Source organism: Pandoraea sp. XJJ-1, assembly GCF_026802345.1.
GTDB lineage: Bacteria > Pseudomonadota > Gammaproteobacteria > Burkholderiales > Burkholderiaceae > Pandoraea > Pandoraea cepalis.
This window is the reverse complement of sequence record NZ_CP113827.1, coordinates 3,237,486-3,252,331: the sequence shown is the minus strand read 5'-3', so window position 1 is coordinate 3,252,331 and position 14,846 is coordinate 3,237,486. Positions and strand designations below refer to the sequence as shown.

At 63.5% G+C, this 14,846-nt stretch carries 15 protein-coding genes; 1 reads left to right on the top strand and 14 read right to left on the bottom strand.

Features of this window, described 5'->3' with window-relative positions; all coding sequences use genetic code 11:
- Complete coding sequence (gene cynR, locus OYT13_RS14895; RefSeq protein WP_268566493.1) at positions 1-972, top strand: transcriptional regulator CynR; 972 nt, start codon at positions 1-3, stop codon at positions 970-972.
- Here cynR and OYT13_RS14890 read toward each other — a convergent pair.
- From OYT13_RS14890 to OYT13_RS14825, 14 genes are all read right to left on the bottom strand, one after another.
- Complete coding sequence (locus OYT13_RS14890; protein ID WP_286798178.1) at positions 953-1,582, bottom strand: methyltransferase family protein; 630 nt, start codon at positions 1,580-1,582, stop codon at positions 953-955. The genes cynR and OYT13_RS14890 overlap by 20 nt on opposite strands.
- Before the next feature lie 214 nt (positions 1,583-1,796).
- Entirely contained in the window at positions 1,797-2,768 is a 972-nt protein-coding gene (locus OYT13_RS14885; protein ID WP_261938360.1) for a type II secretion system F family protein, read from the bottom strand.
- 23 nt (positions 2,769-2,791) lie between these two features.
- Complete coding sequence (locus OYT13_RS14880; protein ID WP_261938361.1) at positions 2,792-3,769, bottom strand: type II secretion system F family protein; 978 nt, start codon at positions 3,767-3,769, stop codon at positions 2,792-2,794.
- Between the two features lie 42 nt (positions 3,770-3,811).
- Positions 3,812-5,122 (bottom strand): CpaF family protein, encoded by a 1,311-nt coding sequence (locus tag OYT13_RS14875; RefSeq protein ID WP_261939858.1) that lies wholly within the window; start codon positions 5,120-5,122, stop codon positions 3,812-3,814.
- A gap of 87 nt (positions 5,123-5,209) precedes the next feature.
- Positions 5,210-6,418 carry an AAA family ATPase gene (locus OYT13_RS14870; RefSeq protein WP_268566492.1) on the bottom strand — a complete coding sequence of 403 codons (1,209 nt, stop codon included), beginning with the start codon at positions 6,416-6,418 and terminating at the stop codon, positions 5,210-5,212.
- Between the two features lie 28 nt (positions 6,419-6,446).
- Positions 6,447-6,887 (bottom strand): TadE/TadG family type IV pilus assembly protein, encoded by a 441-nt coding sequence (locus OYT13_RS14865; RefSeq protein WP_150564063.1) that lies wholly within the window; start codon positions 6,885-6,887, stop codon positions 6,447-6,449.
- Positions 6,884-7,405: a TadE/TadG family type IV pilus assembly protein gene (locus OYT13_RS14860; RefSeq protein WP_130026360.1), complete on the bottom strand. Its 522-nt coding sequence runs from the start codon at positions 7,403-7,405 to the stop codon at positions 6,884-6,886. The genes OYT13_RS14865 and OYT13_RS14860 overlap by 4 nt, the downstream gene beginning before the upstream one ends.
- Positions 7,406-7,414: 9 nt before the next feature.
- Entirely contained in the window at positions 7,415-8,647 is a 1,233-nt protein-coding gene (locus tag OYT13_RS14855; RefSeq protein WP_261938364.1) for a pilus assembly protein TadG-related protein, read from the bottom strand.
- Between the two features lie 154 nt (positions 8,648-8,801).
- Positions 8,802-9,134 carry a hypothetical protein gene (locus tag OYT13_RS14850; RefSeq protein WP_017233456.1) on the bottom strand — a complete coding sequence of 111 codons (333 nt, stop codon included), beginning with the start codon at positions 9,132-9,134 and terminating at the stop codon, positions 8,802-8,804.
- Positions 9,135-9,158: 24 nt separating this feature from the next.
- The gene (locus tag OYT13_RS14845) at positions 9,159-10,934 is read right to left on the bottom strand and encodes a type II and III secretion system protein family protein (protein WP_268566491.1); all 1,776 of its coding nucleotides are present in this window, start codon (positions 10,932-10,934) and stop codon (positions 9,159-9,161) included.
- Positions 10,935-11,016: 82 nt separating this feature from the next.
- A complete protein-coding gene (gene cpaB, locus OYT13_RS14840) occupies positions 11,017-11,859 on the bottom strand; it encodes a Flp pilus assembly protein CpaB (protein WP_017233458.1) in 843 nt (280 codons plus the stop codon).
- A 12-nt stretch (positions 11,860-11,871) separates the two neighbouring features.
- Positions 11,872-13,305 (bottom strand): ATP-binding protein, encoded by a 1,434-nt coding sequence (locus tag OYT13_RS14835; protein ID WP_268566490.1) that lies wholly within the window; start codon positions 13,303-13,305, stop codon positions 11,872-11,874.
- 31 nt (positions 13,306-13,336) lie between these two features.
- Positions 13,337-13,876, bottom strand: a complete 540-nt coding sequence (locus OYT13_RS14830) for an A24 family peptidase (protein WP_268566489.1) — start codon at positions 13,874-13,876, stop codon at positions 13,337-13,339.
- Between the two features lie 120 nt (positions 13,877-13,996).
- A complete protein-coding gene (locus OYT13_RS14825) occupies positions 13,997-14,182 on the bottom strand; it encodes a Flp family type IVb pilin (RefSeq protein ID WP_017233461.1) in 186 nt (61 codons plus the stop codon).
- Between the last annotated feature and the right edge of the window lie 664 nt (positions 14,183-14,846).

Sequence of the window (14,846 nt, the reverse complement as noted above, 5' to 3'; positions counted from 1 at the left end):
ATGGAGAACCGCACCGTGGTCCCGCGTCAGATACGGTATTTGCTCGCTGTTGCAGAGCACAAGAACTTCACGCGTGCTGCGGACGCGTTGGGCGTTTCCCAGCCTGGGTTGTCGCAGCAAATCAAGCAGCTCGAGGACTACCTCGGAACGACGTTGTTTGACAGAACCGGACGGTCAATCCGACTCACCGATGCTGGCGAGACATACGTTGCGCATGCGCGCAAGGCGCTGTTCGAGCTTGAAGCCGGATGGCGGGCATTGCAGGAGGTTGAGGATCTGTCGCGTGGGGTACTTCGCGTGGCGTGTACGCCTTCATTTACCGAATCGCTGATGCCGAAATGGGTGCACTCGTTTCACGAGCACTATCCGAACGTCCATGTGTATTTGTCGGAGATGTCGCTCGACGCCATCGAAGCGGCGTTGTGCGCGGACGAAAGCGACATTGGCGTTGGATTCACCGATGTTCGAACCGAAGGCATCCAGGTGACGCCCCTATTCGAGGAGCGGGCAACGCTTGTCGTCAGCTCGACGCATCCATTGCGCTGCGAAGGGGTTGCCATCACCTCGGCGCAATTGGCGAGCCTGCCGCTTGTGATGCTCGTCGAAGGTTTCGCCGCTAGAACGTATGCGGATGCGTATTTCCGAGCGCACAAAATCGCGCCTAACATCGCCGTCGAGGCCAACTCCATCAGTGCGGTACTGAGAATTGTCCAGCTTGGGGGGATGGCCACCGTATTGCCCCAGGTCAGCGGGGATGTGCCGACAGGACTCTCGCATCTCGATCTGCCGGAGCCCATCACGAGCCGTACCGTGGCCATTCTGGAGCGGCAGCGGGTCCACCGAACCGCGGCCGCAAAGGCCTTTGCGAACATCGTGATGTCGTCGACGCGTCAGCTTGGGCTTGCGTCGTCATTCATCGACGACGACCTTCGTCGGCCCGACGGCACTGTCGTCAGAACACCCCGGGAATGACGCGGTAACGCACGATCGCTCGATAGGCCCGATATTCCGGGTCGTGGGACAAGAGCCGTTCTTCCCGAAGCAGACGTCCAATCTGAAGGGCGTACAAGCCGGCATAGACGAGCAGGTTGCGCCAACCGAAGTTCGTCGACAGAAAGCCTATGTCCGTGATGAAGTAGCCGAGATAGATCGGATGCCGGACAAGACGATAGGCACCGCGGGTCACGATGCCCCGGTTTGCTGGCAAGATGCCGAACGACCGGCGCAACGACGCCTTGGCGAACAGTTGCCACAGAATGCCGGCACAACACAGGGTTGCACCCACCGGCTCAGGAATAAGCCGGATGCCCGGCGCCAGCTCGATAGCCAGGAAGTAGAACGTGCCGCCGACCGACAGCGCAATGCTCACCGGTCGCCAGTCACGCTTCTCGGGAATGCGGGCAAACAGCGACAGACCGACGGTCAACGATGACGCAAGCGCAAGCAGCAGCACCGTCAGACGGGCGGGGTCCAGGCGCCATTGCAGGATGGCCGAATACGCAAAGATGCTTAGCAGCAGCGCGGAGCCCACCCGCACCGATATCTCCACCGCCATTTCGCGCCACTGAGGTCGAGACTGCATGCCCGATTCGTCACGGGGCAGGGCACCGTCCAGGGGTAGATCCACATAGTTTTTGCTTTCCATGATCCAGGTCCTTGATGCTGGTCACGTCGGCACCTCGCGTGCCGGTCGTTTTTGCTCTGTCCCCCGCGCCGCAAACAACGCGGGGTGTTGCCGTCAAGCGATGCCGGTGTAGTTCCGGAGCCGGCGTCATCGTGGTAATGCCATGCCCGCGCTAATTGATCGAACCGGAAAGCGAAGGCAGCAACACCCGGTAGATCTGAAGGAACGCCGGGCCAAGCAGCACCAGCAGCAACGTCGGGAAGATGAAAAAGATCAGCGGGAACAGTAGTTTCAGCGCGATTTTGGCCGCGCGCTCCTCGGCCCGTAGCCGCCGCTTCATTCGCAAGGTTTCCGACAACACCCGCAACGACGCCCCGATGCTGGTCCCGAAGCGCTCGGCCTGGATCAGCATCGACACGAACGTATCGATATCCTCGACGCCCGTTCGCAGGCTCAGATTGCGCAAGGCACGCTCCTTTGAATAGCCCGACCGGAGTTCGAGCAACATCAAGTCGAATTCGCGCGCGAGCACCGCGCTGCGAACGTGGATTTCCTTCGCGACACGGGCCAGCGCCGCATCCAGGCTCAAGCCCGCTTCGACACACACGGTCAACAGATCGAGTGCGTCCGGAAAATCCTCGAAAATCACGCGTTGGCGCCAGGCGATTCGGCGCGTCAGAATGCCGTTCGGCAAATAGTAGCCGATCGCACCGAGCAACAACAGAACGCTTAGGAGCAGCGTGCGGTTGATCGTCGTGTAGTGCGTGCTCGCAATGTAGTAGCCGATCAACGGCAGCACCAGCGCCAGCAATGTCTTGGCCGCGAAGTAGAGCGCGGGCGCCGACGCATCGCGCCAGCCGGCGTTCATGAACTGCACACGCAGGACGGAACTCTCCCACCCCTCTTTGGGCAATGAGAGTTTAGAGATCGGTTGCGACCATTCGGCGAGGCGCTCAATCCATTCGCGTGTGCCGGTTGGCTCGCCGGGCGCGTCCGCTGACGTGCCGGCGCCGAGGGCCCCCACGCGAGCACGCGTTTTCGTTTTCTGGGGCCAGAACCAGATCGCTGCGACCAGCGCAATGCTGAACGAGATCACGAAGACGCCGACCAGCAGGACCATTTGGCCTTGATTGAGTTGTGGCATGACAGTTCCCCCGCCGTCGCCGTTCACACGCGGATGCGAATAATCATGCGCATCCACACCATTCCCAACGCCATCAGCACCAGCGCCACCACGGCCAGCTTGATGCCGGCGGGGTCGTGCCAGAGAATTTCAAGAAACGCCGGGTTGACCACCATGATGATGCCGGCGGCGCCGAACGGCAGCACCTCCAGAATATTGGCGGACAGACGTCCTTCGGCCGACAGCACCTTGACCTTTTCATACAGCTTGAGCCGCTCTCGCGTGAGCTCGGCGATGTTGCCCATGATCTCGGCGAGATTGCCGCCGCTCTCGCGCTGAATCATCACCGCGATGATGAAGTAGCGCAGATCGGCGACAGGCACGCGAGTCGCGAGGTTCAGCAGGGCGTCGTTGAGGCTGACGCCGTAGTTGATTTCGTCGAACATGATGTGGAACTCGCCGCCGATAGGGGCCGACATTTCATCGCCGACCATCTCGATCGCCCCCGTGAACGCATGTCCCGCGCGCAATGCGCGGGCGATCATGTCGGCAGCTTCCGGCAACTGGCGTTCGAGCTGCGCTAGCCGACGTCTGCGACGACGCATCACATACAGGACCGGCAAGCATGCCGCCAGCGGCCCCGCGATGAGCGCCAGGCGCCACGGCAGCGGCAATATCAGCACCAGGATCACTGCCCCGGCGCCCAGTAGCAGCATGAACGTCAGCAGGCGGCTCACCGACCACGAAAGCCCCGACTGTATGATGAACAGATCGAGACTGTGGACCCGCGGCATGCGCATCAGAAGCTGTTCCAGTCTCGGCGAATCGCTCAGCATCCGCGTCTTCAGGATCGACGTGTGCTCCCGATCGACATGGCCGCCGGCCGAGAGCGAGCGAATGCGCGATTCGATCCGTTTGGCGGCCGCGCTGTGCTGGTTGCTCCACCACTGATAGACGGCTTCGATGGCCAGTACCACGGCCGCGAAGAGCAGAATCGCGAAAATATAGAAGTACGGACTCATCGTTTCCTCCCACTGCGGGACGCCTGTCGGGCGCGGGTATCGTCACACTTCCAACCGGCGCGACGGATCGTAGATGGCATCCGGCAAAGCGACGCCGAATGCCTGAAGGCGCTCGGAGAACTTCGGACGTACACCGCTGGCGACGAAATGACCTTTCACCTCACCATTGCCACCGACCCCCGTCCGCTTGAACGTGAAAATCTCCTGCATGGAGATGATGTCGCCCTCCATCCCCGTGATTTCCTGCAGGCTGACCAGCCGACGACGTCCATCTGTGAGGCGTGCCGTCTGCACGATCACGGTGATGGCCGAAGCGATCTGCTGACGCATCGCCTTGGGCGGTAGTTGCAGGCCCGACATGCTGATCATGTTTTCCATTCGGGTCAGGGCATCGCGCGGGGTATTCGCGTGGATCGTGGCGAGCGACCCCTCGTGACCGGTATTCATGGCATTGAGCATGTCGAGCGCTTCCGCGCCGCGCACTTCGCCAAGGATGATGCGATCAGGGCGCATCCGCAACGCGTTGCGGACCAGCGTGCGCTGCGTGATTTCGCCCTTGCCCTCGATGTTCGGCGGACGCGTTTCGAGCCGCAGCACATGCAACTGGTGCAACTGCAGTTCGGCGGCATCTTCGATGGTCACGATGCGTTCGGTGTCCGGGATGAAGCTCGAGAGGATATTGAGCAACGTTGTCTTGCCGCTGCCCGTGCCGCCTGAGATCAGCATGTTGACCTTGGCGTGCGTCAGCGCGGACAGTACTTCGGCCATCGGTTCCGTGAGTGTGCCGAGACGGACGAGGTCGGCCATCTGCAACGCGGTGGTGCCGAAGCGGCGAATCGACAGCAGCGGACCGTCAATCGCCGACGGGGGAATGATGGCGTTGATACGCGAGCCATCCGGCAGGCGGGCGTCGACCATCGGACTCGACTCGTCGATGCGGCGCCCCACGCGCGAAACGATCTTCTCGATGATCTTCATCAGGTGCGCGTCGTCGTAGAACGTCACGGCCGTCGATTCGAGCTTGCCGAAGCGCTCGACATACGTGCGTTTGTGCGTGTTGACGAGAATGTCGGAGATGGTCGGATCGCGCAACAGGGCTTCGAGCGGCCCCAGGCCGAACATCTCGTCGTAGATGTCGCCGGCGAGCTGCCGGCGTTCCGCGTCATTGACGAGCACGTTCTGCTCGCCCACCACACGATCGATCAACTGCACGAGTTCGTGTTTGACTTGCGTGTCCGACAGGCGTGCGAGCTTTTCCAGCTCGACGCGTGCCAGCACCATCTCGTGCATCTTGCGCTTGAGCTCACCGTAATGCGGACCGATGCCGGAGGCGACCTGGAGCGGTGCAGCCATGCGCTCCGACGACGTGGCCGGACTCAGCAAAGACGGGGCATCGAGGATTGGCGACATGATGATCTCCCAGAGGCAAAGTTGCGACGATCAAACGAGGGTGGGCCGCCCGGCGGACGCCTTGCGGAAGAGCTTGCCGATGAACGAACCACCATTCGCCGGCGTGATGCCTGGGCTCGCGTGGGCGCCCGCCATGCTCGATGCCAGACCGCCCAGCGCCCGGGTCAAGGCACTGCGCTTGAACAACTTGAGCACCGGCACGCCCTGACTGGTGGCGGCGGCCGCGACGGCGCCATCGTCGGGCAACACCACCAGTGCCGGCTTGCCGATCACTTTCGCCACCTCCTTGACCGCGACGGCATCGTGCCGTCCCGCCCGATTGAGCACGTAGTGGACCGTGTCCATGGCGACGCCCTGACGGCGCAGCAAGTCGAACAGCCGACGACTCGCCCGCAGGAATGGCATGTTCGCCCGCAGGACCACGTAGATGTGATCGCTGCGTTGCAATGCATAGAGGGTGAGTGGGTTGAGGATCTGGCCGATGTCGAAGACCACAAGGTCGTAACGGCTCGCGGCTGCGGCGAGAATGCGCTTCAGGCAAGCTTCCGTCACACCGAGCGCGGCGACCGGATCGCCCGCGCCGGCCAGGACATCGAAGCCGTCATCGACGTGCGTCACGCACCCTTCGAGGAACGAGGCGTCGATGCGATCGGCTTGCGCGCAAACGTCCGGCAGGGTCGTCGGCGGCGTCTTGTCGCTTATCAGGAACGCCGCGTCGCCGAACTCCTGGGCGAGATCAATCAGCAGCACGCGGCTGCCGGTCTGCATCGCAAACTGATAGGACGCATTGCTCGCCACGAAGCTGGTGCCGGCGCCGCCCTTGCACGACATGAACGAGACGGCGCGCATCGGGTGCGGCGCATCGTGCCCGTGCTGCATCGACGCCCGGGCGAGGGCGTCGGTCAGCGCGTGTTGATCGACCGGCCAGGGCAGCACGTCGCGGGCGCCGGCGCGCATCGCCGAAATCAGCAAGGCGGGTGACGATTCGGCCGACACGAGGATGCAAATCAGTTTCGGCAACTGCTGGCAGAGCATCTGAATGTCGTGCAGTTCACCCTGTTGCATGCCTGGCAAATCGATCACCGCGACATCATGCTCGCCCAGCCGTGCGGCCGACGTGAGCAACTGGGCCGGCGTGGCGAGCAGCGTCGAGCAATCGTACTCGGGGCGGTCGCGCGCGAGGCGGGCGATCAACGCCAAACGGTCCGATGCTTGCGAAACGAGCAATACTTTCAGCATGATGGCCTCGTCTGTCTTTTTGCGATGTTCAACTGCACACGTTCCCACCGGACGCGCTGGTCAGGCTTTCGCGCGGCAACGTCGTAGTGAATGGGGGCAACGTGACCGAAATCGGGACAAAGGGAATAAAGGTGTTGACGGTTAGCCCTGTGTAGCTGACCGTGACGAGCGAGCAACTGCTCGTGTCGCAACCCGACGGCGTGTACGCCACCTGGATATTGGCCGTGGCGAGTTGTGGCATGAGGCTGATCATCTTGCTCTGCACCGCGCTCGCGCCCACATCGCAGACGACCGCTACGCGTGCCCCCAAGCGCGCCGCTTCCGCAGCGGTATTCCAATAGAAGAGAATGCGCGCGAACTCCATCAGGCCGATCAGCAAGGTAATGAACAAGGCCGACACAATGGCGAATTCGACGGCGGCCGCACCGCGCTGGGGGTCGCGCCGACAGGATAGGCGAGGGGGCTTCATAGCACTTGCCTCATGACGGTCTTGATATCGCCGAACGTCAGACCGGAGAAGTTCAGGATCGCCTGGATCGGCGAGTACTGATATCCCGAAATTTTGACCGACACCAGATTGATGGTGCCGACCGACGTGCCCGCGTTGCTGTTGTTGGTGGCGTCGTACACCATGTAATTGGCGTAGGTCAGGTCCTGGCAGCTTGGCGCGGTGGTGCTGCTGCGATCGCAGACCACCACGTTCGATGTCGTCAGATTGCCGATCAGCGGCGTTCCGGTGCAGCCGGTATTGCCATACACGGCCAGGCATTTGGCCCCTGCGAGGGGGTAGTTCGGGTCTATCGGCGAGAACTCGGACAGATAGCGCGTGGCGTTGCGAACCGATTTCGTCAAGGTGTCGTACTGGTAGATGGCGTGTCCCATCTCGACCATCCCGCCGAATAGCCCGAGCAGCACGGGCAGCACGAGACCGAACTCAACCGCGACCACACCGCGCTGATTTCCGTGACGATGACGCAGGGGTGTCATGGTCGCCTCCTATTGCACGAGAACCGGCACCAGCGGCCCGACCGCGCCGACCGCCCCAGGCGTGCCTTGCGTCGCGCACGGGCTGCCGACATCGCCCGCTTTGCCGCGGTACTCGAGATGGACCGAGTCGATGTCGCCGCCCTGTTGCATCGGATCGAGCATCAGCACGCAGGCCCAGCCTGTGAGCGTGAATATGGCACCGCCGCTGCCGGTCCCAGGGTTCGAGCAGTCGACCATCGGCGCTATCGGCAACCGCCGATCCGCGCCCGCCTGATAGACCGACTTCGCCGCGGCGGTTCCTTTGGTCTTCAGCCCGGTGGCCGTATCGCCCTGATACGCCGCGTTGTTTTTGCGCTGTGTCACGAAATCGCTGTAGGCGTTCGCCTGCGCGCTCCACGTCTTGGCGTCATAGGCGAAGCCTGTGAAGTCCGTGGTGGACGTGCCATCGTTGGGCGGTGTCCCGCCCTGGTAGATGCCGAAGCGCGTGTTGTAGGCGGTATCGAGCGACGCCTTGTTGCCCGCGGTGCCGACCGTGGTGCCCACCACGGGCAGGTTGCATTGCCCCGACCCCGTGAGTTCGCCCGAGAGCGACGGCGTGCCGCTGTTACCGCTGCCGGTGAGGTTCGCCCAGCCGAAATCGCCGCCCGCATAAGTCCCGGTGGAGCTGTCGCCCTTGCCCACCAGCCATTGGCCGATGCTGTAGCTGCTTGCCGGCGAGAATTTCGACGGATCGCAAACGAAGACGGGGATCGCACATGTCGTCTGCGCCGAGGTCGTGGTGGCCACGGCGCGTGCCGACACAGAACCGGGGCCGATGCTGACACCCGGCAGCACGTTGAGCACCTCGATGAGCCAGTTGGCGATGCCGCTCATCGCGGTGGTGCATTGCACGTACTTGATACTGGCCAACGATCCGGTCACGCTGCCCTTGTCGACATAGGCGCCGGTCGCCGTCGTGCTGTACGTCACGCTGCTATCTACCGTCATGGTCACGGGGGTCGACTGGAACAGGGCGGTATTGATATGCCCGGCGGCGATGCCGGCGGCTTCGGACACTGACAGCGGGGTTGCGCCGGTCAGGTCTCGCGCGGCCGACAGCGCGCACGCATCGGCGCTGTTTTGCAGTTCGCTGCGTGTGACATAGAGCTTGCCGAGATCAAGCGCAAGACCGGCGAAACCGATCAGGACCGCCAGCATCAGCCCCACGACAATCGCGATGGCGCCGCCTTCGCGTCGCGGCATCCGACCTCGGGCACGGCGTCGAGTAGGGAGGTTTCGCATGATGAGCAGGCCTCGCTTGAGCGTCAGGGTGATGGAGTGGTGCGCGACGGTCGCGCCTGTCGCGCCCGCCGCACACGCAGCGTTACGAGTGCGTGAGGAACGTGTTACGGACGCGCTACTGACCGGTATCCCCGGACGGCGCCGACATGGGCGAGCCGCCGCTGCTTACTCCGATGACGAACGGGCTGGCCGTCGGCGTTGGCGAGCGCAGCGACTTGTCGTAGTTCTTCATCGCGGCCACGGCGGCACGACCGTCTGTGCCGCGCGCGTCGTCATCCGTCGGCGGCCCGGGATGAATGATCTGGGCGTGCATGACATTTCTCACCGACTCGCCCATATGCGCATCCCAGATCGGCGATGAACTCATGCAGCCGGCAAGCGTGAGGCAAACCGCAGTGCTCGCGCCAATGGCGGCGCAGCGCAACATCATCGTGGTGACTGTTTTCATGATGGTTCCCCAGGATCACGGGTCTCAATGGGTATAAAGCTGGCGCATCGGATCGATCGACGCGGTGCGTTGGGGCGTGCCGACCTCGGGCGCGACGCTCGCGTCACCGCGCACGGCGTTCGGCGCCGGCTTGGCCGGGACACTCGACAACGAAGCATCGCGCGCCGCGTTCACCGACGGACTGGCGCCATCGGCGGGCCGGGTGACGGGCGTCGGTTGCAAGCTCGACGGCGGCACGCCTGGTTGCGGCGGCGGTGCGGCGGGCGTGTCTTGTGCCGGGGATTGCGCCGGGGCAGGGGCCTGGACGGGCGCCACTTTGCGACGTCCTTCCATGTTGCCGGTGGCGTAGACGTCGATGGCGCTGGGCGTGGTAAAGCTGTCCGTCGGCAATGGCGGGGTTGACGCCGTGCGCAGAGGCTTCACGAGATGCGGCGTGATGATGAACACCAGTTCGGTCAGGTCGTTCTGGAACGACGTGCTGCGCATCAGCGCGCCGAGCACGGGGACTTCGCCGAGACCCGGGAACGCTTTGAGCGCACCGCTCACGTTGTTCTGCAACAGGCCGCCGATGGCGAACGTCTCGCCGTCGCGCATCTGCACGGTCGTGGATGCGCGGCGTGTCGTGATCAGCGGCAGGATGTTCACGCCGCTGACATTGGTGGACGTGAGCGTCACGCCCGTCGGCGACAGCTCGGAGACTTCCGGTGCCACCTTCAGGTTGATGCGGTCGCCGTCAAGCACGGTCGGCAGGAACCGCAGGGCCACACCGAACTCTTCTTGCTGCAGCGTGATCGTGGTGGTGCCGTTGGAGCTGCTCTGCGGCACCGGGATGAAAATCTTCCCGCCGGACAGGAAGCTGGCCTCTTGTCCAGACAGCGTCACCAGATTCGGTTCCGCGAGAATCTTCACGAGGTTGTCGGTCTTCTGGGCATCCAGTTGCATATTCAGCGGCAGCCGGTTCGATTTTGACGCCGACAGGAGGGTCCCCGCGCCCGACAGCAGGCTGCTTACGATCCCGCCGGTCCAACTCCCGAAGCCGCCCTGCAGGTTCAGTGCCGACCCCATCTGGTTGATGAGGGTTTTGGAGACCTCCGCGACCTTCACCTCGAGCATGACCTGTTGCGGCGCGTCGACCGACAGCATGTTCAGCACGTTGCCTTCGGTTTTGCCGCGCTTGGCGTACGCCTTCGCGATCTCGACCACCTGCTGGGCGGACGCGGCGCTCGAGACGCGTCCCGCCAACACCAGGTCACCCCCCGCGCTCGTCACGCGGACGTTTCGTTCGTCGGGCATCAACTGTGCGATCGACGACTGCAATCCGCCGGCATCGCTGTTGACGGCGACATTGATCACATCGCAGCCGCCACTGCGTCCCTGCACGATCATGTTGGTCGTGCCGACCGCGAGACCGAGCAGGTACATGGTCTTGGGCGCCACCATCGCGGCCTGTACCACCGTCGGATCGCCGAGCGTGCGGTTGCGCACCGGCTCGTCGAGCTGAAGTATCGTCGACTTCCCGATCGGTACGGTGACGTCGCGTGTGCTCCGCAGATTTCCCGTGCAGTTGGGGCCGCGCACGGTCACGGCCGGTTGCGCTGGGGCCGTCGGCGCCATGCTGATCGTCATCTGCACCGGCCCGCCGGCGGCGACCGGTTTGCCGGGCGAGGATGTCCCGTTGGCAATCACACCGTACTCCGCAGCGGTCTGCGCCCCGGCGTGCGACATCGCGGCGAGCGCGCAACAAGCGACCGCGGCGATGGCCATGCGGCGAGCCTGACTGGTTTTGCGAATGTTTTTCATGATGTTCCCCGGGGTAGCGCGCCTTGGCGCGCAGTTCGGCATTGCCGTGTGACTCGTGACAGCGTTGACAGGCCTGTTGTAATTAGAAGCACTCCACGCCGCCGTGCGCGCCCGACAGCACACCCACGCAGTCGCCCGCGCGGGCTGGCGCGGGCCGCGAAGGCTTGCGTATCACCGCGGCACGCACGGGCTCACGGGCGGCGACTGGCGGTGCCGCCACCGGTTCGTTCAGCAGCGTCATCTTGGTCGCGCCTGTGGTCGCCAATGCCGCGCCGTCGACCTGGTTGCGCAGTACCAGCGACAACGTGCCGACACTTCGCGCGAGGTCGAGCTTTTCGGCCTGCTCGGGCGTGACTTCGAGCGTTACGGCGTTGACGACCTTCGGCGCGGTATCGTCGCGGCTGACTTGCTGTGCCACGGCGAGCACCAGGATCTTCTCCAGCACGATCTTGGAGATGCTCTGATCGGTCGGCCCTTTGCGCTCGGTCTCGCTGGTGTTGACGATGACGTCGACGTAGTTGCCGGGCAGCGCGAAGCCGGCCACGCCGACCACGTCGTTGACTCTCACCGTGATGGCTCGCTTGCCCTCGCCGATGACCGCCGACAGACCGCCCTTGGTCCCCAGCGGGGCGAGCTTCGATTCGAGAATCGGCTCGCCGCGCTGCATGCCGACGCGTGCGACTCGGCCATCGAGCAGCTTCGGATCGTGGAACGCCCCTTGTGGAATGCTGTCGGCGGGCCAGTTGGTCATCTTGATGAGTTCGGTGTTGAGGGGCTGGCCGAGGCTGACGTCGCCGGCGGCTACGGCAACGGAGGTCACCGAAGCTGCGGACTGACGCGACAGCCATTGGGCGGCAAATACCACCGAGGCCAACCCGGCCACGATGGCGATCAGCAACATCGATAACGCCTTCGGGTTTTTCATGATCGTTGCTCCTCAGTGATGATCGAACGGTGTGGCGAAAGGGGCGTCGCCAAGCGAGCGCATGCCATCGTCCTGCCAGCTTCGACGTCCCCGGTGATTCATGTCGAAGTAACGGCGCCATGCATCGTCGAGCAGGTCCGCGGTGACCGTCATCGCGCTTTCCATATAGCGACACTCAGCTTCGACCTGCAGCAGCAAGTCGCGCGGGTAGCAGGCCATCAGCGGCGTGGCCGACATGCCGTGAAGCTTTTGCGTCAGGTAGTCGAAGGCATCGTCCCCAGCGACGAGCCCAAGGCGCCGGCATTCGGCATCGAAGATGCGGCGGTAGGCGTCGGGCTCCATCGCGCCCACGTAAAGCTTGCAGCCCAGCCTGCGCAGGAACGGTTCGTCGCAAAGCTCCCACGGATTGAGGTTCGACGAAAACACGGGCCATACGTCGAACGGCACGATGAAGCGACGTCCGGTGTGGAGCGTATGGACATCGATGTTGCGATCCAGTGGCACGATCCAGCGATTGGCGAGTGCCTGGGGCGGCGCCATCTGCCGGCCGAAGTCATCGATGATGTAGATACCGCCGTTCGCCTTCATGTGCGGGGGCGCCTGATAGAAGCCGGTGGAGGCGTCGTAGCAGACCTCCAGCATGTCGAGCGTCAGCTCGCCGCCCGAGATCACGAGCGGGCGCTCGCACCAGAGCCAGCGGCGGTCCCGCAGGTGCGGCTGACCGGCGATAGTCGCGTCGGCTACTGGAACATGCACGAGCGGATCGAACACCTGGATGACCTCGCCCGACACCGAGATGGCGAAGGGGATCGGCGCCGCGCCTTGAAGCAGCGTGCCCAGGCGCTCGGCCAGATAGGTCTTGCCGCTGCCTGCCGGACCGAACAGCATCAGGGGGCGTCCGGCGTTGAGCGACGACGCGATCTCATCGAGCAAGCGAGCATCCAGCGTCGTGCCCTTGAAAGCTTGTTTGACGAACGTGCGCTTGACCTGCAATTTGCGCACCGAGTGGGCCTTGACGGACGTTACATAGGCGTCGAGCGTCACCGGTGCCGGGCCGACATAGCTGCAAAGGTTCATCGCTTCGCGTGCTCGCGCATGGCCGGCATCGGTCAGCCGAACGTGAACGTCCGCGTCCAGGGCGCCCCGATGGGTGATTTCCATCAGGTGTTCGCGCACGGTGAAGGCGATCAGCTCGTCGAGCACGCTCAGCGGTAGCTTGAGACCGTCCATCAGCGCCAGCAGCGTTGTCTTGCCGCTGACGAAGCAGGATTTGCTGACGAGATCAACGAGAAACGACATGTCGAGTCCCGTATCCGCCACCGACCGGAGCGCGGGCGCGGCGTTGGCGCCTGCCTCGTGGCCGTTCGCAAAATGCGATGGCGTCAATGGCGACATGCCGTCGTTGCCTTGCGGCGTCGTCGAATCGGTTACGCTGTGTTGATCCATGATGCGTACCCCGTGACTGTTTCCGTGGAGTTCAGGCCTGTGCGAACAGGACGCCAATCGTGCCCAGCGCGATCGCCAGTCCGTAAGGAATGGCGCCGACCGATGCGGCAGCCCTCCCTGGAGCCGGCGCGTCGTACCTGCGCGGCCCCCATTGGCCGACGATGGCGCGGGCATTTCTGAACAGTTGCACGGCGTTTCCGTGCAAGAGCGACAAACCGATGCTCCAGACGCCGCCGAGCACGAAGGTGGCGATCGCTACATCGAAGGCCTGATGTGCACCGATCCATGCGCCGACGGCCATCATCAGCTTCACATCGCCGGCGGCCATGCCGCGCAGCAGATAGAACGGCAGGAACATCGCCAATCCAGTCAGCCAGCCAAGCGCCCAAGCGGCGCTCCCGTCAAGCCAACCGTGGACCCAGATCTGCATCGCCAGCGCGGCGAGCCATGCGCTCCCGACCAGGCGATTGGGAATGCGTCGGGATTGCCAGTCGCAGGCGGCGGCCACGACGACCAGCGTCACCGTGCCGAATGCGCTCAGGTTCGGTGCCATGAAAGGGCTGTCGAGCATGATCGTTACCTCGCCTATCGTTCGGAATCCGCGGCTCGCACTTGCGATGGGAAATATTGCGGGTGACCGGGGGGGAGCGGGGTTCGCTCCTTGAGGCCACCCGCCTTGATATCGGCTCGCTCAACCGTTCGCCGACGTCAGCGCGGAACCAATCTTGCTGAACGTCGAGTTGAGCTGAGTGCCGACGATCGTCACCGAAGCGAGGATCACGACGGCGATCAACGCGGCGATGAGTCCGTACTCCACGGCGGTGACGCCGCTTTCGTCCTGGATGAAACGTTGGCAAAACTTGACGATGGTTTTCATGACAATCTCCTTGCACTTGAGGTGGCGGGATATCCTTCGTTGGCACGATGGATTGGGAATGAAGGGCTGCGGGATGCGTTAGGGCAGCCCTTCGAAAGCAGTGACGTGACGGCACGACCCCGAACAGGGGCGACACCGTGACGTGCTAGACGAGAGGTAGCAGGGACGTGGCGCGTAGCGCGGCAGGGCATCACATGCCGCCGCACGTTGCAAGGCAGGCTCGCCGAAGGCGCAGGGCTTGCGTGCCCGTACGGAAGCCCTCGGCGATCTGCTGACAAGCATGGATCGGGTCCACACATTTTCTAATACCCCTAACGGGCGACCGCATGGCTTGACGACTTCGCCTGCGGCTATTCGCCGGCGCCGCCTCATCCTGCGAGATCCTCATCTCGCTCGGACCGGAGGGGCCTGCCGCGTACGGCTACGATCCTCAACCGGTCCGCCCCGTGATTGAGCGGCACGCCAGGGACTGAGCAAGAGACAGGCCAGCACCCCCCGGGAGGCTGATTCGGCGTGCCTCTCACGGGGGCGTTGCCTCAGCGCAGGGCTGCCAACCCAGGAATGTTTCGCGAAAAATGTTTCAGAACTGAAACATGCAAGCGCAAACCCTGCCGTTTCCACGCCTTATTCGCTAAATCGATGAAACGTGGTTTTTAGCTTTTTT

What these genes read in the sequence shown, in the direction of transcription:
- OYT13_RS14850 (WP_017233456.1), bottom strand. Translation starts at nt 9,134, where the DNA reads ATGAAAACAGTCACCACGATGATGTTGCGCTGCGCCGCCATTGGCGCG.
- cpaB (WP_017233458.1), bottom strand. Translation starts at nt 11,859, where the DNA reads ATGAAAAACCCGAAGGCGTTATCGATGTTGCTGATCGCCATCGTGGCC.
- OYT13_RS14890 (WP_286798178.1), bottom strand. Translation starts at nt 1,582, where the DNA reads ATGCAGTCTCGACCTCAGTGGCGCGAAATGGCGGTGGAGATATCGGTG.
- OYT13_RS14835 (WP_268566490.1), bottom strand. Translation starts at nt 13,305, where the DNA reads ATGGATCAACACAGCGTAACCGATTCGACGACGCCGCAAGGCAACGAC.
- OYT13_RS14845 (WP_268566491.1), bottom strand. Translation starts at nt 10,934, where the DNA reads ATGAAAAACATTCGCAAAACCAGTCAGGCTCGCCGCATGGCCATCGCC.
- OYT13_RS14865 (WP_150564063.1), bottom strand. Translation starts at nt 6,887, where the DNA reads ATGAAGCCCCCTCGCCTATCCTGTCGGCGCGACCCCCAGCGCGGTGCG.
- OYT13_RS14875 (WP_261939858.1), bottom strand. Translation starts at nt 5,122, where the DNA reads ATGGCTGCACCGCTCCAGGTCGCCTCCGGCATCGGTCCGCATTACGGT.
- cynR (WP_268566493.1), top strand. Translation starts at nt 1, where the DNA reads ATGGAGAACCGCACCGTGGTCCCGCGTCAGATACGGTATTTGCTCGCT.
- OYT13_RS14870 (WP_268566492.1), bottom strand. Translation starts at nt 6,418, where the DNA reads ATGCTGAAAGTATTGCTCGTTTCGCAAGCATCGGACCGTTTGGCGTTG.
- OYT13_RS14885 (WP_261938360.1), bottom strand. Translation starts at nt 2,768, where the DNA reads ATGCCACAACTCAATCAAGGCCAAATGGTCCTGCTGGTCGGCGTCTTC.
- OYT13_RS14830 (WP_268566489.1), bottom strand. Translation starts at nt 13,876, where the DNA reads ATGCTCGACAGCCCTTTCATGGCACCGAACCTGAGCGCATTCGGCACG.
- OYT13_RS14825 (WP_017233461.1), bottom strand. Translation starts at nt 14,182, where the DNA reads ATGAAAACCATCGTCAAGTTTTGCCAACGTTTCATCCAGGACGAAAGC.
- OYT13_RS14880 (WP_261938361.1), bottom strand. Translation starts at nt 3,769, where the DNA reads ATGAGTCCGTACTTCTATATTTTCGCGATTCTGCTCTTCGCGGCCGTG.
- OYT13_RS14855 (WP_261938364.1), bottom strand. Translation starts at nt 8,647, where the DNA reads ATGCCGCGACGCGAAGGCGGCGCCATCGCGATTGTCGTGGGGCTGATG.
- OYT13_RS14860 (WP_130026360.1), bottom strand. Translation starts at nt 7,405, where the DNA reads ATGACACCCCTGCGTCATCGTCACGGAAATCAGCGCGGTGTGGTCGCG.